Source organism: Burkholderia sp. Z1, from assembly GCF_014893795.1.
Lineage (GTDB): Bacteria > Pseudomonadota > Gammaproteobacteria > Burkholderiales > Burkholderiaceae > Burkholderia > Burkholderia theae.
Genome location: NZ_JACFYL010000003.1, coordinates 59,960 through 82,597, shown reverse-complemented (window position 1 = coordinate 82,597; position 22,638 = coordinate 59,960). Strand labels below are relative to the sequence as shown.

Below are 22,638 nucleotides of genomic sequence, written 5' to 3'. Positions count from 1 at the left end.
GTCAGGGGTTCAGATCGATCTTCTTGCCCTGCATCAGGAAGTAGTCCGACGCGTTCTCGACGATCTGCACGCCTTCGAGCCGGATGACGCCGTCCTTGGTCAGCGTGATGCGCGCCTTGCCGCACTGGATCACGATCTGTTCGGTGACGTTGAGCGTGTAGGTGCCGGCGTCGGGCGGCGGCGCGTTGTCGGGCGGCAGCGCACCGACCGTCATCGCAAAGCCGCTGCCCACGCCGACCGTCTGGTTGTTGCCGGTGTTCGACGCATGATCGACCTTGACGTTGAGCGTGTGATTGCGGCCGACGGCCCAGCGATGATCGTTGCCGACGACGCGCAACTCGTCGTGCTCGACCTCGGTGCGCATGTCGCGTTCGGCCTGCAGCCAAAGCTCTTCTTCGCCCTGCTTGTCCTCGAAACGAATCGCGTTCGCGGTACCCGAGTGGCCCTTGGTCGAGCGCGACAGGATGCCGCTCTGCGTCGCATTCTCCGGCAGCTTCCACGGCGGCATGTTCTGCGCGTTGTACACGCGCGAGATGATGATCGGCCGGTCGGGGTCGCCGTCGAGAAACGACACGACCACCTCGTCGCCGATACGCGGAATCTGCACGCCGCCGAAGCCGCCGCCGGCCCACGGCTGACCGACACGCACCCAGCACGAACTGCTCTGGTCGCGCTTGCCGAGGCGATCCCAGTGGAACTGCACCTTCACGCGGCCGAGCGAATCCGTATGGATCTCCTCGCCCTTCGGCCCGACGACGATCGCCGTCTGCGGACCGGCGATGACCGGCTTGACCACCGACAGCAACGGCCGCCACGGAATCTTCTTGCGGATGCACTGGAAGCTCGCCGAATACCGGCCCGAGCCTTCGTTCGACTGGTAGTTGTTCATGCCGTGGTGCCGCACGGCCGTCACCAGGAATTGCCGGTCGGTCTCGTTGGCGCTGCCGGGATCGTAGTGATCGGTCAGTTCGAAATAGCGATCGGGCGACAGCGTGCGGCAGTTGGTGGCGCCGGAGAATGCCTTGCCGTTGGCGGCCAGCGCCTCCAGCCGGAAGCGCGCCAGCTCTTCGCCATGATCCGTGGAATCGAAACCGTACCCGCCGAGATAGTCGTAGATCTCGTAGTGGTCGACGTCGCCCTGTTTGATCGGTGCGTCGCCGGACACATAGCGCCGCGCATTCGGCACCTTGTAGTCGAACGTCTTCATGCTGACGCTATCGGACGACAGGTGTCGCTGCGCGACCCATTGCGTGACCACGCTTTCGTCGTCGAATGCTTCGCCGGCCGCGGCATAGCGCAGTGCCGAAGTGCCGTCGATCGGCTTCGCATTGGTCGACGCGTCGGTCACGATCAGCTTGTGGCTGTCCTTCGCATGCTCGAAATAGAAGAACAACCCGTCCTGCTCCAGCAGGCGCAGCACGAAATTGAGATCGGTTTCCCGGTATTGCGTGCAATAGCTGTACGGCTTCAGCGTTCTCGATACACGAAACTCGTAGGACGCGAGTTTCGAGTAACGCGAAAAAACCTCTCCGAGAATATCCTGGACATTCTTGTCCTGGAAAATGCGCGAATCGACGCGACGCGACAGCATCCACAACCACGGCCGCACGGTTGCCGTATAACTGGCCAGCCCGCCGTCGGTTCCGGTATGCGCGAACTGCGTCACGTAACCATGGAAAACCCGTTCGTCGCTGCTCGCCAGCGCATTGCTCAACTGCAACGATACCGTCACGGGTTGCCCGATCATCTGCTTCAACTCGATGTTCGGGTTTCTCGACGCGAGTCCGAGTTGCATGTCGTACAGAACCGACAGCCCCTCATTGCATTGAAAGTCGCCCAGCACGAGTTCCGACGCCCCGGACAAGGGTGTTTTGATCGTCAGCAGACGGCTGTTCTGCAGGTTGAGAAAACCTGCCAGATCGGACAATTGCATAATGGCCCCCTCAGATTGCTTTTGCCCTTGTCTCGGGTATCAAGCCGGAAAATCATAATCCACGACCGGCCAAAAAGGGGACTCCGGAATCGTTATTTGACAGTTCAACGAACGAACCCCAATAATCGATATAGAAATAATTACCGACATAAAATCAACTTGAAATACAATCCGGGAATTATTACCTTTCTGATAACTTTCCCTTTATTGACAACGACTTCCTTTCGCCCAACCGGCTGGTTTTCGTCATGCAGCCGGATTATATTTGCGGCTGATCGCCGAAAGCGTCGGCACGCTCACTGGCCTCATCGATAATCAACTCAGCATTATTAATACGACGCCATGCCGAAATCACCCGCACTGTGGGAACCCTATTGCCACCGGGCCGACGCCGAGTTTCACCTGTCGAATTTCGCCGGACGGGTACTCGGCCCCAAGGCAGGCGTGATCTTCTTCGACGGCCTGGCCGCGGCGCGGCTCAAGCCCGCGCTTCCCGACGCCGACGGCCATGCGGTGGATCTGGTCGTATCCGCGTCGAGGTTTCCCCTTGCGGCGCCCGATCCGTTGAGCAATGCCAGCCCGCAGACCATCGCGCAGCTGTCGCACGCCTGGTCGCAACGCGTCGCGGCGGCATCGGGGCCGACGGCGCTCGACAGGGGGCTCGCGGCGACACGGCAGTTCATGGGCGAGCACAAGATTGCATTTGGCGCGGCAGCCGTCGCCGGCGATGCATTCGGGGTGCTGGCAGGCGTCGTGTCGCTCGGCCTGCTGTTCGCCGGGGGCGCCGTGCTTCTCCCGGCCCTCGGCGTGGTCGCCGGCGCCGCCTCTGCCGTGCTGCTGTTCGAGGACGGCAAGATGCTCTACTACGAGCTGAGCGGCGACGAAGTCCATCGGAAGGCGCTCGAAAACTCGTGGCATTACAAGCTGGTCGAAACGATCGGCCCGATCCTGCTTTTGCCCGATCTCGCGTTCAGCGGTGTACGAACACTGGCGTCACTGCCCAGGCTTTCACGGGAAGCCGGCGAAGCAGCGGAGGAAGCCGCTCAGGCGGTCAAGCGGCTGGCCAATCAACGCAAGGACATCGATACGTTTACCCGCAACAACCTCGATCACCCGAATCAGGCGCTGATGCGTGAACAGGCCAATCAGATGCGCGGACAGGCAAGCGGTTTCGCGAACGACGTGCGTGAGGCACAGAGAAAACTCGACAAGGCCCACCGCGAGCTGATGCTGGCGCGGACCATCGGCGCGCCGGCCTACTTGACGACGACCTACGGCACCGGTGTCTACGGCGTCAATTCGCCCAACAACTGGCCGGAAATCATCGCGTGGGTGAAAGAACATACGCATCAGTTCGCGGACCATGCAGCCGGTTTGCTCATGCCGCCGCGCGTGGCCAACGATACCGGAGCCGGCGACCCGACGACCGTGTTGCAGTTTCAGGTCGGTATCAGCCGCCATCCGGAGCACGCGCAATGACCGACCTCGATCGACCGTCGATCGCTTTCGACGACCCGCAGCCGGAGCGCCCCGGCGATCGTCCGCGCGGTGCGCCCGCACAAGCCGTCCTTGCAGGCGGTGCGTTCTTCGTGGCTGCGGGATTCACGTTCGTGGAACTCGTCTATGGCATCGCCTCGCTGATGCACGTCGGCGACGAAGTCGTGATGCTGCCGACATGGATCGTGCTGTCGATCGTCATGCTCACGGTCGGTATCGGCGTAGGCCGCGGCAAGCTCTGGGCCGTCCGCCTGTTTCGCTGGCTCTCGTTCGTCTCAATGGCGCTCTATCTTCCGTTGCTCGTCCTCGCGCTCTACCTGAACGCGGGCCCGATGCCCATCGATCGGGGGCTGGCCGTCGTCATGTTTGTCTCGGCCGTCGTCAAGCTCCTGCCGTTCGTCATCATCTACCGCGCGCTGCGCAAAGTCCGCTGGCTCGACCCCGATTCGCTGCCCCATGAATGGGAACCGCCCTACATCCAGCGCTGACCCGATCGAGGATGGACGAACTCCTGCCCCACTACGAGCGCGAGCTGGCGCTGCTGCGCCGCTCGACGCGCGAGTTCGCCGCGCGCTTTCCGAAGATCGCCGCGCGCCTCGGGATGACCGACGGCGAAAACGACGATCCGCATCTCGGCAGGCTGCTGCAGTCGTTCGCCCTGCTCGGCGCGCGCATCAGCAGGACACTCGACGACGACTATCCGGCGTTCGCGCAGGCCGTCATCGACACGCTCTATCCCGAGCAACTGCGCCCCATTCCGTCATGCTCGATCGCGCAGTTCGACGCAGGTGTCGCGCTCGGCCAGCTGACCGAACCCGTGACGGTGCCGCGCGGCACCGAACTCGAGGACCGGGCCGGCACCTGCCGGTTCCGGACCAGCTACGACGTCACGTTCGCACCGATCGCGATCGATCGGGTCGGCGTCGCGCCGGCCGCCGCATTGTCGCCGCGCAGCAAGCTGCCGCCGAATACGTCGATCGTCCTGTCGATTACGTTCGCATCGCTAACGGATGAAGCCGCGTTTCGCGCGGCAACGCCGGAACAGATCCGCATCCACTTCCACGGCATGCCGGCACTGTCGTCCACGCTGGCCGATGCGATGCTGCTGCATGCACCGATGGCGTTCGTCGAAAGCGATCGCAGTGGCCACTGGAAACGCCTGCCGCAATTTCCGCTAAAGCCGGCCGGGTACGACGAACGCGACGCACTCGTGCCGCACGCGGAAGCGGAACACGCGCCGTGGCGCCTGCTGCGCGAATACTTCGCGTTTCCCGACAAGTTCGCATTCGTCGACATCGACTTCGGGATGCTTGCGCGTGCGGCCGGCCCGTGCCGAAAGCTGACGCTGCACGTGCCGATCGTCGACGTGCCGGAATCGTCTGCCGCACGCGTGCAGCTCGACGCGATCACGACCGACCACCTGCGGCTGTGCTGCACGCCGATCGTGAACCTGTTCAGTCGCGACGCGATGCCGATCACGCTCGGGCCCGACGCCACGAGCTATGCCATCACGCCGCACGTGTTGAGCATGCGCGGCATCACCGTCCGCTCGATCGATTCGGTTCGGCTGGCCGCCGAGGGCGCACCGGAAACCGCGGGCGGCACACCGGTGCCGTGTTACCGCGGCTTCGTGCATGAACGGTCGTCGCGCGACGCACCGGCCTACTGGCTCGCATCCGGACGCGAACACGACGACGACGCGTCGCGACACCCGGAGATCATGCTCGTCGACCTGACCGGGCGTGCGATTGCACGATCGGGCGGCCAGCTGATGCTCGGCCTGACCTGCACGAACGGCAACCACCCTGCGACGCTGCCGTTCGGCGCCCCCGACGGCGACCTGTTCAACGAGAACGACAATCTCGCGGGCCGCGTGACGCTGTTGCGCGCCGCCTCTCGCTGCCGCACCGTGCCGCGTCGACAGCGTGCGCTCTGGCAGCTCGTCGCCGGCCTTGCGCCGCATGTGCTGACCCTGAACCCGGCCAGCGTCGAAACGCTGCGGGCATTGCTGCGCCTGCTGGCGGCCGACGCCGCGGGGCCGACGCCGATCATCGACGCGATCGTCGGCGTCTCGCACCGATCCGCCATGCAATGGACGGCCGTCAAACCCATGTCGACGTTCGTGCGCGGCATCGAGATCACGGTAAGCATCGAACCGTCCGCATTGAATACGGCAAGCCTGTATGCATGCAGCCGCATGCTCGACCCGTTCTTCGCCCATTTCGCGCCGGCCAACGGCTTCGTGCAGTGCGTGATCCGCGATGCGTCCGGCCGCGAGCGGGTGCGCTGCCCGCCGCGCTTCGGCACGACGGCGGTGCTGTAGGCGACGCCTGCGCGCAAGCCCATCCACCACCAACAAAAACAAGGCCCGGTGCACTTCCGCGCACCGAGCCCATCCTGCGTCAAGAAAATCCCGCGCTATCTCACTTGCGGTCGAGCGAATACCGTCCCGGCCCGCTCAGCGCGAGCAGCAACAGCCCGCCGATGATGCTCACGTTCTTGTAGAAGTTGATCATCGCCATGTACTGGTCCATCCCCTGCAGCGCCCAGTAGCGATGGCCGATCAGCGCGGTTGCGAGCGTATAGGCGGCGAACACCAGTGCAAGCGGACGCGTATAGAAGCCGATCGCGATCAGCAAGCCGCCGGCCAGCTCGACCGCCACCGCGATCGCGGCCGCCAGCTCGGGCGCCGGGTTACCCGTCGACGCCATGTACGCGACCGTGCCCGAGAAACCGGTCAGCTTCTGCCAGCCGAACAGCACGAACAGGATCATCAACAGCACGCGAGCCGCCAACAGCAGCTCGTCCTTCTTCGATTCCAGCGAAAAGTAACGCATGACAATCACCCTTGAATTGACGGTTTGATGCACCCGGTGCCGATGCGCGCCGAATCGGCGCGCCAGTCCGGCAACGGACCACTCCTCGCACAATCGGACAGCGGGCCGACCGGCCTGCCGCCGGGGAATCCGATCCGGAGAGCGCCGTTCCTGGCGCGCTCCGGATCGGTTCCGGCGAAGCACGAGTGCAGTCTACTGTCTCACCAAGAATCATCAATCTGTCAAAACATGATTCGCTGTCACGAAAAAGTGGACAATCGGAGACGACGAGGCCGTACATGGCAGCAGACCGGGCAGCGCCATGAACCTGTTCCCGTGTTTCAAGAACACGAAAATTGCCCGGCCTTTTACCGGTCACCGTCTCCAATAACTATTCCCGACTTCAATTGACGCGAACCGGCCGCAACAACGCGCCACAACCGTTATTAAGCAACGCGCTCAATGCGCGACTTGCTCACGATCACTTCAGCCTGACAACTCGACGGTCTTTGCAATTGCCGAAGCATCATGTTCCGCATCAGGACACATGGCCCGGGAATGCAAATCGGCAAGCGAAAGCGTTTCACGTGCATGTGGCCTGGTGTCGCACGTAACGAGATGACGTCCGGTGGGCAAGGCTCACAGCTCGATGCCCGCCGGGAAGCACGCGTTCTCCGCGCAGTCGATCCGCTCGATGTTTAGCGAAATACACGAAAACTTCTTCATCAAACATTCATGCTTTCAGCAAGATTTCAATGCCGACAGAAATCCTCGAATAAATACAATTAAAATCATGCGCTTACGCTAAAAAATCGCCAACCGCCCTCGCGCATCCACCCGCCCGCACCCCGTCTACAATTTTCTCAAGAAGCATTACAAAAAATTACCAATTAATACCGATTTAAATATAGGATAGCGCTCTGTCACGTTCTTACGTTTCCCCGACACCGCCCGTGGACCCGGAAGGCGTCGCGCGGGAAACGGCATGCAGGCGAATCGCGACGAGGCCGCCCGGATCACCGCACGCGGGCTCGGCGGCCGCTCGTCTGAGGATCGCCTTTCAACCGGAGCTCACCCATGCCAACGAACACGCCCGTGAATAGCGGCGCGAACGCAAACAGCCTGATGCAACAGGCGGCGCAATCGATCATCAGCGGCTCGACCGGCAATCCGTCGATGGACATCGGCGCGCTCGTCAAGTCGCTGGTGAACGCGAAGACGGCCGGCCATGCCGCGTCGCTTACCGCGTCGCAAACGTCCAGCAGCACGCGGATTTCCGCATTCGGCGCACTGTCGTCGGCACTGGGCGCGCTCCAGGCGGGCCTCACGTCGCTGACGAACGGCGGGCTGCAATCGACCTTCACCGCGGTCGCGAGCGGCAAGGGCCTGACCGCGACGTCGGGTGCGGGCGCGGTCGCCGGCACCTACACGGTCGGCGTCACGCAGATCGCCACCGCGCAGGCGCTGTCGTCGGCGGGTTTCACCGGGAACAAGGCGCTCGGCACCGGCACGCTGACGCTGTCGCTCGGCAGCCAGTCGTTCAAGGTCGAGGTCGGCAGCACGAACAACACGCTGTCGGGCATCGCGGCCGCGATCAACGCGGCATCGAACAACCCGGGGATCAGCGCGACGGTCATCAACGGCACGGACGGCGCGCACCTCGTGCTCGGGTCGTCGAAGACGGGCTCGGCGAACGCGATCAGCGTCGCGGTCGGCAACGTGGCCAACGACAACGGGCTGTCGAGCCTCGGCGTCACGTCGACGGCCGACACGTCCGGCGGCGCATCGAAGATCGACTCGGCGAACAGTGCGGCCGCGTGGCGGCAAAGCGCCGTCGCACAGGACGCGAAGTTCACGATCAACGGGATCGCATCGACCAGCGCGAGCAACGCGGTGTCGGGTGTGTTGACGGGCATCACGCTGAACCTGTCGGCGGCCGCGGTCAGCGCGACCGATACGCAGACGCTGACGGTCAGCACCGACACGAAGTCGCAAGCGGCGACGATCACGAATTTCGTGAACCTGTACAACACGGCCGTCAAGACGATGGGCGCGCTGACGAGCTACACGGAAGGCGCGAACACGCAGGGCGCGCTGATCGGCGATTCGACGCTGAACACGATCCGCAACTCGCTCGCGTCGATCGTCGCGCGCGGCGTCGACGGCGCCGCCACCGAGAACGGCCACGGGCGCATGAACCTGATGGCGATCGGCATCAAGCTCGAGAAGGACGGCACGCTGAACGTCGACAGCGCGAAGCTCGGCGACGCGCTGTCCGCCAACCCGACGGCGGCCGCGCGCCTGTTCGACCCGACGAACGGGATCGGCACGCGCCTGAACGATCAGATCACGCACTTCACGAAGAAGGACGGCATGATCGACGTGCGCACGAACGCACTGAACGCCGACCTGAAGCGCGTCACGCAGCAGCAGTCCGATCTGTCCGACTACGCCGCGCAACTGACCAAGCAGTATCAGGCGCAGTTCACGGCGCTCAATACGCTGATGGCCAGGATGAATTCGAACACGCAGTACCTGACGCGGCTGTTCGGCGGTGCCAACAGCAGCGGGACGCTGGCGAACAAGTGAGCGGCCAGGCAGCACGCTGAACGCGCCGGCGGCTCGCGCCGCCGCGCGCGGCGTATCGCCTGGCGGTATGGTTCATGCCCGGCGCTGCACCAGCCCCTGCCGGGTGCGCTTGCCCGATTCATGCGATCGCGGCAGGCGGCCTGCACTCGGTTCGTCGCCCGACATGGGTGTGCCGTCAGCCGAGACCTTCGACCCGATCCGCAAACAAATCGATCGCACGCGAAACCTGACGCCCGAAATAGCCTGGCCGCTCGCGCTCGTACGCGCGCAGCAGCGACGTGCATTCGCGTTCGGCCCAGCGCCACACCGGGCCCTGCTTCGCGAATGCCGGATGATCGCGCAGCTCGGCCGGCACCGTGTGCTCGTCGTCCCAGCCCCAGAAATAAGCCTGATACGCGCGGGCAAACGGCATCCCCAGATTGGTCGCGACGGTCTCGTCGTGGCGCAGCGTGAAGTCGACGATCTCCTTGCGCGCGCGGCCGCCGACGTCGTCGTGACGCGCCTCGATCCAGCAGTGATAGCGCGCGAGTTGCGACAGATGCCGTGCGGTCCGGCGCCGCTCGCGCGTCGTGCACAGCGCGTACAAGTTGCCGGCGCCGAAATCCATCACTTCGCCGCCCGCGAACGGCCGGTAAGGCTTACCGGTCAGCAGCGTCAGCACCTGCGCGCCGACGATCGCGTAGTCGGCACAGCGCATGTAGCCGCTGCGCGTCGTCGCCTCCGATACGCTCCGGTGGACGGCCTCGTCGATTACGGCGTGCAGCATGGCATCAACCGGCGCCGCCAGGATCGGTGGCTGGCTTGTCGTCGTCACTTGTTGCATGGAGGGTGAATACGGATTCAACGGTTCGTCGGTAAAAATCACACCGCGGCATAATATTACGAATTGTTACGGGAAACGACGGGAAGGTTTGGCTAAATTTGTGTGCTTTTGTCGTACGGCACGGAGGTATGTCGGACGGCCGATGGAAGCGGCCAACGCGGGACGCAGCGCGGCACGCCGGACGAGCGTCGACGGTGCGCCCGCGGATCGCGGGCGGCTGGCTGTGGTGATGTGGTGAATGAAGGCAGGACAGCGCGTCGGCCTCGTGTCGGCGATGCGCTGTCGTTCGTGGCGATGGGTATCGAGACGGACCGGCCGGCTAGTGTGGACTTGCGGGCGCGGCAGACGGCTGTGCCGTCATCGACGCGCTCGGGAATCCAGGCGGTTTCGTCGCGTGGCGCACGCGACGCGGTCGCAGCGCCGGGTTCTTGTCATCCGGGGCATTGCAGGCACACCGTTGACATCGCATGGCGCGACGCATCTCGAGGTGCCGATTCTTCTTGCAGCAAACGCACGCGCCGGCCGCGCGCTTCCTGACGATCAAACGCAAAGGCGGCCGCACGCGCGGCGCGCCCGGGTGTCGCGCGCCGCCCGATCCGCACGGCGCACGGCACGCATCACATGCTATTGCGCGGCGATCCGCCGGCGGAAATGCTCGGTGCCGGCCACGATCTTGTCGAGCACCGCGTCGAGCGCCCAGAATCGTTCGCGCACGTCGTAGTCGATCGCGCGGCATTTGATCGACCCGAAGGTGCCGATCCGCTGATGGTAGAGCTTCGCGAGCGCCGGGTAGCCGAGTGCCTCCGATACCGCCGAGACGACCAGGAACGTCGACAGCTCGTCGGCCAGCGCCGGATTCGTATGTCCTTGCGTGCGCAACCACCGGTAGAGATCCGGATGGAAGTTGGTGAACACGCCGTTGAAGCCCGCGGACCCCGCCTTCATCGCGTCCCACGCAATCGCCGCGTTCGCGTTCAGGATCTTCAGCGGCGATCCTGCAGCGAGCGCGACACGCCGCTTCACTGTCGCCAGGTCGCAGCTCACGTCCTTGAGCATCACGAACCGGCCCGTGTCGATGCATGCGCGCAATTCGTCGTCGGACAGCAGCCGCCGATAGGGCGCCGGACACTCATACAGGCCGAGCGGCAGATCGGACGGCAATCGCGCGAGCAGCTTGTGAAGATGGTCGAGCAACGCGGCGCTGCCCTTGCGCTGCGGATCGAGGCGGTTGGTCACGAGCACGACGCCCTGCGCGCCCGATTCGGCCGCCGCACGCAGCTCGGCCACCTGCGCATCGAGATCGTCGCTGATGTGCCCGGACGCGACGACGGGCACGCGCCCGGCCACCCGCTCGACCACGAAGCGCGCCAGTTCCGCGCGCTCGGCAAGCGTCAGGAACTGCATCTCGCTCGATTGCGCCACCGCGAACAACGCATCCGAGCCGTGCGCCAGATACCATTCGATGAGCCGTTCGAGCCCCGCGTAGTCGATCGCGCCCGCGTCATCGAACGGCGTCAGCATGACCGGCACGATCCCCTCGATGGTCACGCTCGATTGCTGCTGGTGTTGCATCTGTTTCTCCTTGCTTCAGTGAATACGTGGTGCGAACCGCGGGCTCAGGCCGGCAACGGGCCGGGCGCGGCGTTCGCGGCGTGCTCGGGAATCGGCTTGCGCACCAGCAACAGGTACGCCATCGCGCCGGCGAACGCGATCGCCGCGGCAGTCAGCAGTGCCGGCACGAACGACCACTTCTGCGCGATGACGCCCGTCAGGATCGGCGCGAGCGCGCCGCCGATAAAACCGCCAAAATTCTGGATCGCGCCGAGCGACGCGATACGGCTCGGCGGCGCGGCCGCCGTCGCGAGCGCCCACGAGCAGGCCGACGCCGCGTTGGCGAGAAAGATCACGACCGAAATGCACGCGAGCGCGACCACGTTGCTCTGCACCAGCGCGGCCGGGATCGTGAACGCGACCATCCCGAGCATCGCGACCACCACCGCATTGCGCCGGCTCACGACCGGCGAACGGCTGCGACGCGTGACCAGGTCCGACAGCCAGCCGGCGACCAGCGAGCCGATGAACCCGCACAGGAACGGCACCGACGCGGCGAATCCGGTACGGATCAGGCTCATGTGCCGCTCCATCGTCAGATAGCCGGGCAGCCAGGTCAGGTACACCCAGTTCAGGTACACGGACCCGAAAAAGCCGATCAGCATCCCCCAGGTCGTGCCGTGCGAGAACAGGCTGCGCCATTCGACGAAGGTCAGTTTAGGCGCCGCAACCACGCTTTGCGCATCGGCGTCGAGATAACCGCGCTCGGTCGCAGTCAGTTGCGCACGCACCGGATCGCGGTACAGCGCGAACCAGACCACGGCGACGACGAGACCGAGTGCGCCCGTCACAATGAACGCCCAGCGCCAGTCGAACGACACGACGAGGATCGACAGCAGCAACGGCGCGAGCGCGGTGCCGAGCGGCGACGCGGCGTTGAAGATCCCGGTCGGCGTGCCGCGCGCGCGCAGCGGAAACCAGTTGCTCACCACGCGCGCGGCCGACGGGAATTGCGGCGCCTCGCCGATGCCGAGCACGATGCGCGCGACGATGAACCAGCCGAAGGTGGACACGATGCCGCCGGCCGCCTGCGCGAACGACCAGACGATCAGCCCGATGCCGAGCAGCCGGCGCGGACCGATGCGGTCGACCAGCCCGCCGACCGGGAACTGGCACAGCGCATAGCTCCACGAGAACGCCGACAGCAGCAGCCCCATCTGCGCGAGCGACAACCCGAGATCGCCCCGGATCGCCGAGCTCGCGACGGCCAGCGTGCCGCGATCGAGATAGTTGACGATCCCGCTCGCCATCAACAGCGCGAGCGCGATGCGTTGCCCGCGCCGGATCCGCGGCGGCGCATGCGGAACAGATTGGTTTTCGCTCATTTCGATTGTCTCCATGTCATGGGTATCGGCCGGATCCGGCCGTTCCGTCGTGTGCGGAATTCAAGCGTCCATGCGTGCCACTTCTTCGCGTGTCGGGATCGACGTCTGCGCGCCGTAGCGCGTGACGCTGATCGCGGCCGCACGCTGGCCGAAGCCGATCGCGTCGTCCATCGACGCGCCGTCTGCCCGGGCCGCCGCGAACCCGCCGACGAACGTGTCGCCGGCCGCGGTCGTATCGACGGCGACCACCGTCATTGCCCGATGGCGGCCGTGCCCTGCGCTGCCGCGCCAGCACACGCCGCGCGCACCGAGCGTGACCAGCACGTTGCCGACGCCCTTCGCGCACAGCGCATCGGCGGCGCGCACGGCCGACGCATCGTCGCCGACGGCGATGCCGGTCAGCGACTCGGCTTCGGTTTCGTTGACGACGAGGTAGTCGACCCGCGCCAGCAACGCGTCGAACAGCGGCTGCGCGGGCGCGGGATTGAGCAGCACCGGCGTGTGGCGTGCGGCCGCACAGGCAATCGCGTGCGCCACGGTGGCGATCGGCACTTCGAGCTGGCACACGAGCAGCGCCGCCCCGGCGATCGTTTCGCGCGCTGCGTCGATCCGGTCGGTATCGACGCACGCATTCGCGCCGGGCACGACGACGATGCTGTTCGCGCCGCGCGCGTCGACCGTGATCGTCGCGACTCCGGTTGCCGTACCGACGACACGATGCAGGTACGTCACGTCGATGCGCTCCGCCGCCAGCGCGTCGTGCAGGCGCGCACCGAACGCGTCGTCGCCGACGCAGCCGATCATCGCGACCGACGCGCCCAGGCGCGCGGCGGCGACCGCCTGGTTCGCCCCCTTGCCGCCGTGAACGGTCTGGAAATCCGTGCCGAGCAGCGTTTCGCCCGGCACCGGCAGGCGCGGCGCGCGCGTGACGAGGTCGATGTTCACGCTGCCGACGACAGCGATACGCGGTGAATGGGTGTCGTTCATTTTCGAATGTAATCGCTTACATTTGCGACGGACAAAATGGCCGGGAAGGCCGTCGTCGATGAAAATTTCGCCATGCGGATGGAAGGGTCGTCTGACATAATAGGAATACAGCATCAAGATAGCGCTTACATTCTCACAGGGTCGAACGGGAATGCAAGCGGGACCATCATGAATCGAGGGTAAACAATGACGCTTTTGACAGCGCGCGGCGCGGGCCACCCCGCCACGCCGGGAGACGGCCGATGAGCACGACCCCGTCCCGCGGCGGTGCATCGCGTGCGCGCCGCGGCAGCGGCCGCTCGGTGCTCGGCGATGTCGCGAAGCTGGCCGGCGTGTCGACCGCGACCGTCTCGCGCGTGTACAACGATCCCGGCAAGGTGTCGGCCGACGTGCAGCAGCGCGTACGCGATGCGGCGCGCACACTGAACTGGATTCCGAACGCGGCCGGCCGCGCGCTCGCGTCCACGCGCACCCACATCACGGGCGCGATCATTCCGACGCTCGACGACCAGGTGTTCGCGTCGCAGGTCGCGGGCATGCAGACGGTCATGGCCGAACACGGCATCACGCTGTTTCTGGGCTGCTCGAACTACGATCCCGCACAGGCGCTGGCCCAGGTGCGCGCGATGCTGTCACGCGGCGTGGAAGCCGTGTCGCTGGTCGGCGAAGCGTATCCGCCGGAACTGTTCGAACTGCTCGCGCTGCACCGCGTGCCGTACGTCGTCACTTACGCGTATCGCGACGACAGCCCGCACTGCTGCATCGGCTTCGACAACCGCGCGGCGTTCGCGCGGCTCACCACCCACCTGCTCGAACTCGGCCACCGCGATTTCGCGATCATCATGCAGCCGTCGGCGGACAACGACCGCGTGCAGGCGCGCCTGCGCGGCATTCACGACACGCTGGCCGCGCACGGGCTTGCAGTGCGCCCGGTGCATCAGCATGAAGGCGCGGCCACGATCGCGTTCGGGCGGGCCAGCCTGCGCGCGATCGCCGACAGCGACGCGGCGACACGGCCGACGGCCGTGATCTGCGGCAACGACGCGCTCGCGCTCGGCGCGTTGCTCGAGGCGCAGGCGCTCGGCATCGACGTGCCCGCGCAATTGTCGATCACCGGGTTCGACGACATCGCGCTCGCGCGCGAGATCCAGCCGCCGCTGACGACGATGTGGGTCGACACCGATGCGATCGGGCGCCAGGCCGCGCATGCGTTGCTCGACGCGCTCGAAAACGGCGCGACGGGGCCCGGCCGGGCGGTGATGCCGGAGTTGCGAACGCGGGAATCGGTCGCGCCGCCGATGCAGGCACGCGCATCGCGCAAAAAATGAAGCGGCGCCGGCCGCTCCGCGCGCTTACTGCATCACGTCGATCGGCAACGTCTTGTCGAGATTGTCGTGCCACGCCTGGAGGGTCTTCGGCACGGTTTTCTTCCACGCCTGCACGTTCGAGTAGTAGCGCATCCTGACCTTGTCGTGCGCGTCGAACACGAGCAGCCCGATCCACAGATCGGTGCCGCGGCTCATCACGATCGCCGCGTTCGTCGTCGCGATGCCGCGCACCCAGTACGACATCACGCGCGCGTGCAGCCCGTCGAGATCCGTTTCGTCGGCACTGCTGTTGACCATGTCGACAAGCGTCGCGTAGTCGGCGCCGAGCAGCTTGTGCGCGATCGCGTTCTGCGTCGCGTCGGTCACGACCTTCAGGCTCAGCAGGTCGGCCTGCGGCCTGGCCTGCACCTGCGACGCGGTCACGTAGTCGCCCGCATAGACAACACCCGAGCCGGCGCCGCAATCGAAATCCGCACCCTGCTGCGTGACACGGATGCGTCCGCCCTTCCGTTCGAAATCGAGCCGGCATTTGTCCTTGCGGTAGGTGCCGCTGTCGCCATGCAGCACGACGTCGCCGTCGAGCCCGCCGGTATTCGCGCCGTTGTTGGCGCTCAGCTCGAAATGCAGGCGCGGCGCGGTGCCGGTCAACGTCAGCACGCCGCCGAACGACGGGTTGTCGCTCGTCATCGTCCAGGTCTGCTGCCAGCGATCGGCGGCAAGCGGCGTGCCGTTCAGGCTCGCGAGCCGTTCGCGATAGCGGTCGCCAAGGCATGGCGCATCGGCGCTGCACTGGTCGCGCTGCTTGAGCCACTTCAGCTGCGCGGCCTTCAACGCGGCCGTATCGCCGCCCTTCGCGAGTGCCTTCTTCCACGTCGCCGACAGGTCGCCGTCGAGCTTCGACAGTGTGGAGTCCGCGCAGATCGTCTTCTCGGTCGGCGAAGCGGCCTTCGCGCAGTCGAAGCCGGCCGCGTGCGCGGCGATCGGCAACAGCGACAGCAGTGCGGCCATCGCGACGGATCGCAGCGGCGTGTGCCGCGCATCGCATGGAGCAGTCGCGGCCGGGCCGCGCACGTTCGATCGGATCTGGAGGGTCATCGGCTTGGCTCGTCGCTGGTTTGCGCGCTTGCAGAAGCTACCTGCACGCGACATTCGAGGTAAAAACGCCCGGCCCGGCATGCGGCGCATGCCATCGCCCGCCGAAGCGTAACCCGAATGCACGACGCCGATCAATCGACGTTCGATGCCATCGCAACCGTCGCGGCTGCCACGCTGCATTGCACGATGCCGTCGCGCAACCCGGCTTCCGCAGCCGCATCAATGATCCCGATGAAGACCATTACACCGTCGGCCCCTGTGGCCAGGCGCAAGCCCGTCGAACCGGCCACGGCGAGCACGCCGAGGAGCGCAGACGTCAACAGAAACGTATCGCTAAGCAGTCCGATCTTCTCTGCATGGTGCCGGACTCAGGTTATGCGCGAGTGACCGACGGGGAACCACGATGGAGATCCGTCGCTGACCGGGCAAACCGGTGCCGGCGTCAGACGTCGAACGGCGCCAGTTCGTAACTCGTGCTCCGGCCGCCGGACGACGAGCGACGCAGCACACCGCGCTCGACGAGTTCCAGGATGTCGCGCAGCGCCGTATCCTGCGAGCACTTCGCCAGGGCCGCCCACTTGCTGGTCGTCAACTTCCCTTCGAAGCCGTCGAGCAGGCGATTCATGACCTTGACCTGGCGTGCGTTCATCGCGAAGCCCGCACATCGCTGCCAGAAGCGCGCCTTGACCAGGACCGCGTCGAGCGTCGTGTGCGCGTGATCGATGGCCCTGTCGAGTGCATTCAAAAACCATGCGAGCCATTCGGTGACGTCGAGCGAGCCGCGCTGCGTACGCTCCAGCACGTCGTAATACGCGTTACGCTCGCGCTGGATTTGTGCCGACAGGCTATAGAAGCGCTGCGGACTCCGATCGGCGCGCGCAAGGACCAGATCCCCGAGCGCTCGCGCGATACGGCCGTTGCCATCGTCGAACGGGTGAAGCGTGACGAACCACAAATGGGCCAGGCCGGCCCGGATCAGCAACGGCTCGGCCGGCGTGGCATTGAGCCACGCAAGAAAGCGCCCGACCTCGTTGGCCAGCCGCGCGGCGGGTGGCGCCTCGAAATGCACATGCTGTCGGCCGATCGGCCCGGACACCACCTGCATCGGCCCGCTTGCATCCGTACGCCATGCGCCGACCGTGATCCGCGACATCCCCGAATAGCCGGTCGGGAACAGTGCCGCATGCCACCCGAACAGACGGCTTTCGGTGACCGGCGCCGCCGAATGCGTCGTCGCATCCAGCACCATGTCGACCACGCCCTCGACGTGGCGATCGACCGGCGCGAGCGCACCGATATCGACCCCGAGCCGGCGCGCAATCGACGATCGGACCGATGCGACGTTCAGATTTTCGCCCTCGATGGCGCTGGTCTTGACGACGTCCTCCGTCAGCGCGACCAGGCTGGCCTCATCGCGCAGCGCCAGGCCGATATCCGCCAGTCGCCCGACCAGCGTGCCTTGCGCACGGCTGACGTCGGCGAGTGACGTGGCAAGTGCCGGGAGGTCGAAGCGCCATGCAGGCCAGTCGGCCGACTCCCAGATGAAGGTGTAATCTCCGCTCATGATGCGGAGATTATCCCACCGATTCACCGCACGCCTCAATATTCTCCGCAAATTCTGCGGAGAATAGCCGCCCTATTCACCGCAAACCGGCCCGCTACCGCGCGCGGCCCCCGCCCTTCGCCGCCGGTGTCGCCTGCCCCAGCCGCTCCGCGAGAAACCCGATGAACGTGCGCAGCGTGACGAACCCTTCCCGATGCTGCGGAAACACCGCATTGAGCGTGATCGGCGACGGCGCATACGCGTCGAGCACCGGCACGAGCGCGCCGCTGTCGAGCGCCGCGCCGACGATGAAGTGCGGCAGCAGCGCGATGCCGAGCCCCGCGATCGCCGCGTCGCGCACGACTTCGCCGTTGTTCGCGACGAGCGGCCCCTGCACGTCGAACGTGCGCGCCGCGCCGTCGACCCGGAATTCCCAGCCGACGCGCCGTTCGCGCCCGTACAACAGGCACGTGTGGCCGGCAAGATCGGCCGGTGTCGCGGGCGTGCCCTGCCGCTTCAGATAGGCCGGGCTCGCACACGCGATCATCTGCCACGCGCCGAGCGGCCGCGCGATCAGCGTCGAATCCTCGAGCGAGCCGATCCGCAGCACGAGATCGAAACCCTCGCCGATCAGGTCGACGCGCCGGTCGGTCAGGTCGAGGTTCAGCCGCACGGCCGGGTGCGCGGACAGGAATTCGGCGATCAGCGGCGACACGTGCGTGATCCCGAACGACAGCGGAGCACTGATCTTCAGCGACCCGTGCAGCTCGGTGCTGCGCACCGACATCGCCTGCTCGGCGTCGGCGATCTCCGCGAGGATCCGCTGCGCCCGCGCATAAAACTCCTGCCCCGATTCAGTCACCGCGAGATTGCGCGTGTTGCGATGCAGCAGCCGCACGCCGAGCGACGCCTCCAGCGCCATCGTGCGCCGGCTGACGAACTGCTTGGACAGCATCAGCTGGTCGGCCGCCGCCGTGAAGCTGCCCGCATCGACCGTCGCGACGAAGATCCTCAGATCGTTGAGTTCCATATTGTCCACTCCATAGCGACAGTCATTATCTCCATAGCCATTTATTTGTCAAATCGATTGACCTAAGATTCATCTCAACGAACGGCCGGTCCCACTTCCGAGGTCCGGCGACTTCAAGGACAGAAATCATGATCGAAATCCGTGCAGCAAACCAACGTGGCCGTGCGGAGCATGGCTGGCTCAGCTCCCGTCATACGTTTTCGTTCGCGAATTACTACGATCCGAAGCAAGTCGGCTTCTCCGACCTGCTCGTGATCAACGACGACCGCGTCGCGCCGGGTGGCGGCTTCGGCACGCACCCGCACCGCGACATGGAAATCCTGTCGTACGTGCTCGACGGCGCGCTCGAACACAAGGATTCGATGGGCACCGGCTCGGTGATCGTGCCGGGCGACGTACAGTTGATGAGTGCGGGTACGGGCGTGCGCCACAGCGAGTTCAACCACTCGCCGGAAACGCCGGTTCACTTCCTGCAGATCTGGGTCGGGCCGGCCGAAAAGGGTGCCGAGCCGCGTTATCAGCAGACGAATATCACGGCCGGCGACAAGCGCGGCAAGCTCACGCTCGTCGTGTCGCCGAACGGCGACGCCGGTTCGCTGAAGATCCGGCAGGACACGCGGATCTACGCAGGCCTGTTCGACGGCGCTGAACAAGCGACGCTGGAACTGGCGCCGAACCGCTTTGCCTACGTGCACGTTGCACGCGGCAGCGTGACGGTCAACGGCATGACGCTCGGCGAAGGCGACGGCCTGCGCGTCCGCAACGAGCAGGCGCTGACGTTCGCCGACGGCAACGATGCCGAAGTGCTGGTGTTCGACCTGCGTCCGGTCGAAGTGACGGCCGAGTGGGCATGACGCCCGTTCGGGAAACCGGGCCCCGCTGAACGCGGGGCTCTTTTAATCGGAGATTCGCAACATGGCCAAGGTACTCGTTCTTTACTACTCGTCCTACGGGCACGTCGAAACGATGGCGCAACACATCGCGGAAGGCGCGAAATCGGTGCCCGGCGTCGAGGTCGCACTCAAGCGCGTACCGGAAACGATCCCGGTCGACCAGGCCAGGGCCATCGGCGTGAAGGTCGATCAGGCCGCACCGGTCGCCACCGTGGACGAACTCGCCGATTACGACGCGATCATCTTCGGCACGCCGACCCGCTTCGGCAACATGGCCGGCCAGATGCGCACGTTCCTCGACCAGACCGGCGGCCTGTGGATGAAGGGCGCGCTCGTCGGCAAGATCGGCAGCGTGTTCGCGTCGACCGGCACGCAGCACGGCGGCCAGGAAACGACGATCACGTCGTTCCATACGACGCTGCTGCATCAAGGCATGGTGATCGTGGGCGTGCCGTACGCGTGCAGCGGGCTCGTCAACATGAACGAAATCACGGGCGGCACGCCGTACGGCGCGACCACGCTCGCGGGCGCGGACGGCAGCCGCCAGCCGAGCGCGAACGAACTCGAGATCGCCCGCTACCAGGGCAAGCACGTCGCGGAACTCGCGAACAAGCTCGCGTCGTAACGCCTGCGCGGGCCTCGCGGCCCCGCACACGAACAAACGGCGCCGGTCGACCCGGCGCCGTTTGCGCTGTGCACGCCTTCCGGCCGTTACTGCCCGGAAGCCGGCGCGGCGGGCGCCGCCTTCGTCGCGGGCGCCTTCTGCGCGGCGTTCTGCGGATAGTTGCTCTGGTCGTTGGTCAGCCGGTAACCGCTGCCGGTGCCGATCGACTTCAGGTCCGACGCGTGGCGCGCGCGGGCCGCCTTGCGCGCGGCCTTCTTCTGCGCCTTGTCGAGCTGCTTCTGCGTCGGCGCGGACGCCGGATCCTGCGCGTATGCCGCCGGCGCGGCGGTCAACAGCAGACCGAACGACGCCGTTACTGCTACTGCCACCGAAACCACGCGAGACTTCTTCATGGCCGGATCTCCTTGTCGATTGTTGGTTGTGGGTCGAACACCGGCGCGCACGCGAAGGCTTGCGGCAACGGCGCCGATGCAACGTTAGCCGATCACTGCACAAATGTCCCTGTGCGTTCCTGAATTCTCCCGATAACGGCAGCGATACGTGCGGGCCGCGCGCGCCGCCGTTTCGGCACGCCGTGCGCGCCATCAGGGAAACCGATACCCCCGGGTAACCGGCGCTCAGACCCAGCGCGACAGCATCGGCAGCAGGATCGGCACGACGAAGGCCGTCAGCACACCGTTCAGCCCCATCCCGAGCCCGGCGAACGCGCCGGCCTCCTCGCTGACCTGAAACGCGCGCGCGGTGCCGATCCCGTGCGACGCGACGCCGAGCGCGAAGCCCCGCACGGCCGCCTCCTCGACCCGCAGCACGTTGAGGATTCCGCGCGCGCACACGGCCCCGAAGATTCCCGTCGAGATCACGAGCACGGCGGTGAGCGACGGAATGCCGCCGATCTCCGCGGCGACGGCCATCGCGATCGGCGTCGTCGCCGATTTCGGCGCGAGCGATGCAATCGTCTGATGCGACGCACCAAACAGCGCCGCGATGCCGACCGCCGACACGATCGCGGTCAGCGAACCCGCGAGCAGGCCGACGAGCAGCGGCACCGCGGTGCGCCGCAGTTTCGACCACTGGCGATACAGCGGCAGCGCGAGCGCGACGGTTGCGGGGCCGAGCAGGAAGTGGACGAACTGCGCGCCTTCGAAATACGTCGGATACGGCGTATGGGTGATCGTCAGCAGCACGACGATCAGCGCGACCGCGATCAGCACCGGGTTCGCGAGCGGGTTGAAGCGCGCCCGCGCATAAACGGCCTGCGCGAACAGATACGCGATCAGCGTGATGGTCAGGCCCAGCAGCGGGCTCGCGGCGAGATAGACCCAGATCGCGCCGAGTTTCGGGAAGGCCGTCATTGCGCGCCTCCCGCGGTGCCGTCCGTGCGGCGCTGACGTCGCAGCAGCGCGCGCGTGACGAGCGCCGTCACGGCGATCGCGAGCGTGGTGCTGACGGCCAGCGCGACGACGACCGCGACAGCATCGCCGCGCACGCGGTCGGCCGACACCATGATGCCGACACCGGCCGGCACGAACAGCAGCGACAGGTGGCGCAGCAATTCGAGCGCGGTCGGCTCGATCGCATCGGCCACCTGCGGGCGCAGCATCACGAAGCCGAACAGCAGCAGCATGCCGATCACGGGGCCGGGCACCGGCAGGCCGAACAGATAGGACACGCCTTCCCCGAGACACTGGAAGGTGAGCAAGACCGCGAACGCCTGCAGCATGGAGCGCTTCTCCCGAACGTGGCCGAGCCGGCGGATCGCGGCGCCGGCTTGAACGATATGCGCGATCGTATCAACTTCGCGCGCCGGCGGACATCATGCCGCGACCCATTCGAGTCATCGGTTCTTCGCCACCACCACCGTCACTGCGGCCGCATCATCCGCTGGATGATCGTCCGCAACATCGCACGGTGCGCGCGCGGCTTGAATCCCGGTTCGAACACGACCCGGCAGACCGCGCCTTCCGCCAGCGCCAGCAGCCAGGTCGCAACCAGATCGGGCTTCAGGCTCCCGTCGATCCGCCCCTGCGCGACCCCGCGCTTGATCAGATCGACCATCCGCCCTTTCACCTGCGCCTCGTTCGCCGCGAACAGTGCGGCGACATCGGGATTGCGCGTGGCTTCCGCCGCAATCTCGATGCTGATGCGCGCATAGACGGGATCGCTCGACCACTCCATCAACGCCAGCGCGATCTCCTCGATCGCGGCCAGCGCATCGTCAGCGTCCGCATGCTGTGCGAACAACTCGGCCATCTCGCGCTGGTCGTCCCGCGCGATCGCCTCGATGATCGCCGCCTTCGTCGGGAAATAGTGAAACAGGTTGCCGGGGCTCATGCCGGCCGCCTTGCATATCGCGGCCGTGGACGTTGCATGGAAGCCGTCGCGCGCAAAACAGTCGATCGCGGCGTCCAGGATCTGGCGCCGCTTCGCTTCCACTCTTTCAGGATCGATCTTTCTCAACGGGAACTCCGGGCTCGACGGTGACTCGAATCTTTACTAGACTGATTAGTCGATCTATTATCATCGCGATGTCCCGCAGGCGTCAA

At 65.8% G+C, this 22,638-nt stretch carries 21 protein-coding genes; 7 read left to right on the top strand and 14 right to left on the bottom strand.

Features of this window, described 5'->3' with window-relative positions; translation table 11 throughout:
• Nucleotide 1: 1 nt before the first annotated feature.
• Entirely contained in the window at nucleotides 2-1,933 is a 1,932-nt protein-coding gene (locus H3H55_RS32820; protein ID WP_193102394.1) for a type VI secretion system tip protein VgrG, read from the bottom strand.
• A gap of 342 nt (nucleotides 1,934-2,275) precedes the next feature.
• Between H3H55_RS32820 and H3H55_RS32815 the strand changes: the two genes are divergently transcribed.
• The 3 genes from H3H55_RS32815 to tssF are packed head-to-tail and all read left to right on the top strand — an operon-like array spanning nucleotide 2,276 to nucleotide 5,753.
• Nucleotides 2,276-3,412 carry a hypothetical protein gene (locus H3H55_RS32815; RefSeq protein WP_193102392.1) on the top strand — a complete coding sequence of 379 codons (1,137 nt, stop codon included), beginning with the start codon at nucleotides 2,276-2,278 and terminating at the stop codon, nucleotides 3,410-3,412.
• Nucleotides 3,409-3,918 carry a hypothetical protein gene (locus tag H3H55_RS37470; protein WP_226800660.1) on the top strand — a complete coding sequence of 170 codons (510 nt, stop codon included), beginning with the start codon at nucleotides 3,409-3,411 and terminating at the stop codon, nucleotides 3,916-3,918. Before H3H55_RS32815 ends, H3H55_RS37470 begins: the two co-directional genes overlap by 4 nt.
• A gap of 11 nt (nucleotides 3,919-3,929) precedes the next feature.
• Nucleotides 3,930-5,753: a type VI secretion system baseplate subunit TssF gene (gene tssF, locus H3H55_RS32805; RefSeq protein ID WP_193102390.1), complete on the top strand. Its 1,824-nt coding sequence runs from the start codon at nucleotides 3,930-3,932 to the stop codon at nucleotides 5,751-5,753.
• Nucleotides 5,754-5,853: 100 nt separating this feature from the next.
• Here tssF and H3H55_RS32800 read toward each other — a convergent pair whose 3' ends face one another.
• Nucleotides 5,854-6,267, bottom strand: a complete 414-nt coding sequence (locus H3H55_RS32800) for a DoxX family protein (RefSeq protein ID WP_048248068.1) — start codon at nucleotides 6,265-6,267, stop codon at nucleotides 5,854-5,856.
• A gap of 1,056 nt (nucleotides 6,268-7,323) precedes the next feature.
• On the opposite strand from H3H55_RS32800, the gene fliD reads away from it, so the two are divergent.
• The gene (gene fliD / locus H3H55_RS32795) at nucleotides 7,324-8,835 is read left to right on the top strand and encodes a flagellar filament capping protein FliD (protein ID WP_193102383.1); all 1,512 of its coding nucleotides are present in this window, start codon (nucleotides 7,324-7,326) and stop codon (nucleotides 8,833-8,835) included.
• A gap of 175 nt (nucleotides 8,836-9,010) precedes the next feature.
• Here fliD and H3H55_RS32790 read toward each other — a convergent pair whose 3' ends face one another.
• From H3H55_RS32790 to rbsK, 4 genes are all read right to left on the bottom strand, one after another.
• Nucleotides 9,011-9,658: a hypothetical protein gene (locus tag H3H55_RS32790; protein WP_193102381.1), complete on the bottom strand. Its 648-nt coding sequence runs from the start codon at nucleotides 9,656-9,658 to the stop codon at nucleotides 9,011-9,013.
• Nucleotides 9,659-10,282: 624 nt separating this feature from the next.
• On the bottom strand, nucleotides 10,283-11,230 hold the full coding sequence (locus H3H55_RS32785) for a dihydrodipicolinate synthase family protein (RefSeq protein WP_193102379.1): 948 nt from the start codon (nucleotides 11,228-11,230) through the stop codon (nucleotides 10,283-10,285).
• Between the two features lie 44 nt (nucleotides 11,231-11,274).
• On the bottom strand, nucleotides 11,275-12,594 hold the full coding sequence (locus tag H3H55_RS32780) for an MFS transporter (RefSeq protein ID WP_193102377.1): 1,320 nt from the start codon (nucleotides 12,592-12,594) through the stop codon (nucleotides 11,275-11,277).
• A 60-nt stretch (nucleotides 12,595-12,654) separates the two neighbouring features.
• Entirely contained in the window at nucleotides 12,655-13,581 is a 927-nt protein-coding gene (gene rbsK, locus H3H55_RS32775) for a ribokinase (protein WP_193102376.1), read from the bottom strand.
• A 242-nt stretch (nucleotides 13,582-13,823) separates the two neighbouring features.
• On the opposite strand from rbsK, the gene H3H55_RS32770 reads away from it, so the two are divergent.
• Entirely contained in the window at nucleotides 13,824-14,909 is a 1,086-nt protein-coding gene (locus tag H3H55_RS32770) for a LacI family DNA-binding transcriptional regulator (RefSeq protein ID WP_193102374.1), read from the top strand.
• A gap of 24 nt (nucleotides 14,910-14,933) precedes the next feature.
• On the opposite strand, the gene H3H55_RS32765 is transcribed toward H3H55_RS32770, so the two are convergent.
• The 4 genes from H3H55_RS32765 to H3H55_RS32750 all read right to left on the bottom strand — a co-directional run bounded on the left by H3H55_RS32765 (nucleotide 14,934) and on the right by H3H55_RS32750 (nucleotide 18,577).
• The gene (locus H3H55_RS32765) at nucleotides 14,934-16,004 is read right to left on the bottom strand and encodes a lysozyme inhibitor LprI family protein (RefSeq protein WP_193102372.1); all 1,071 of its coding nucleotides are present in this window, start codon (nucleotides 16,002-16,004) and stop codon (nucleotides 14,934-14,936) included.
• Nucleotides 16,005-16,135: 131 nt separating this feature from the next.
• Nucleotides 16,136-16,324 carry a hypothetical protein gene (locus H3H55_RS32760; protein ID WP_226800659.1) on the bottom strand — a complete coding sequence of 63 codons (189 nt, stop codon included), beginning with the start codon at nucleotides 16,322-16,324 and terminating at the stop codon, nucleotides 16,136-16,138.
• A 122-nt stretch (nucleotides 16,325-16,446) separates the two neighbouring features.
• Entirely contained in the window at nucleotides 16,447-17,568 is a 1,122-nt protein-coding gene (locus tag H3H55_RS32755; RefSeq protein WP_226800658.1) for a Fic family protein, read from the bottom strand.
• 94 nt (nucleotides 17,569-17,662) lie between these two features.
• Nucleotides 17,663-18,577 carry a LysR family transcriptional regulator gene (locus H3H55_RS32750; protein WP_193102370.1) on the bottom strand — a complete coding sequence of 305 codons (915 nt, stop codon included), beginning with the start codon at nucleotides 18,575-18,577 and terminating at the stop codon, nucleotides 17,663-17,665.
• A gap of 128 nt (nucleotides 18,578-18,705) precedes the next feature.
• Between H3H55_RS32750 and H3H55_RS32745 the strand changes: the two genes are divergently transcribed.
• Both H3H55_RS32745 and wrbA read left to right on the top strand, forming a co-directional pair.
• The gene (locus tag H3H55_RS32745; RefSeq protein WP_129517622.1) at nucleotides 18,706-19,431 is read left to right on the top strand and encodes a pirin family protein; all 726 of its coding nucleotides are present in this window, start codon (nucleotides 18,706-18,708) and stop codon (nucleotides 19,429-19,431) included.
• A gap of 61 nt (nucleotides 19,432-19,492) precedes the next feature.
• Nucleotides 19,493-20,095 (top strand): NAD(P)H:quinone oxidoreductase, encoded by a 603-nt coding sequence (wrbA, locus tag H3H55_RS32740; RefSeq protein WP_193102368.1) that lies wholly within the window; start codon nucleotides 19,493-19,495, stop codon nucleotides 20,093-20,095.
• An 86-nt stretch (nucleotides 20,096-20,181) separates the two neighbouring features.
• On the opposite strand, the gene H3H55_RS32735 is transcribed toward wrbA, so the two are convergent.
• From H3H55_RS32735 to H3H55_RS32720, 4 genes are all read right to left on the bottom strand, one after another.
• Nucleotides 20,182-20,487, bottom strand: coding sequence for a hypothetical protein (locus H3H55_RS32735; protein ID WP_129517620.1), 306 nt, complete (start codon nucleotides 20,485-20,487; stop codon nucleotides 20,182-20,184).
• A gap of 225 nt (nucleotides 20,488-20,712) precedes the next feature.
• On the bottom strand, nucleotides 20,713-21,447 hold the full coding sequence (locus H3H55_RS32730; protein ID WP_193102366.1) for an LrgB family protein: 735 nt from the start codon (nucleotides 21,445-21,447) through the stop codon (nucleotides 20,713-20,715).
• On the bottom strand, nucleotides 21,444-21,815 hold the full coding sequence (locus tag H3H55_RS32725; protein ID WP_193102364.1) for a CidA/LrgA family protein: 372 nt from the start codon (nucleotides 21,813-21,815) through the stop codon (nucleotides 21,444-21,446). Before H3H55_RS32725 ends, H3H55_RS32730 begins: the two co-directional genes overlap by 4 nt.
• Nucleotides 21,816-21,955: 140 nt before the next feature.
• Entirely contained in the window at nucleotides 21,956-22,552 is a 597-nt protein-coding gene (locus H3H55_RS32720; protein ID WP_129517617.1) for a TetR/AcrR family transcriptional regulator, read from the bottom strand.
• Nucleotides 22,553-22,638: the final 86 nt, after the last annotated feature.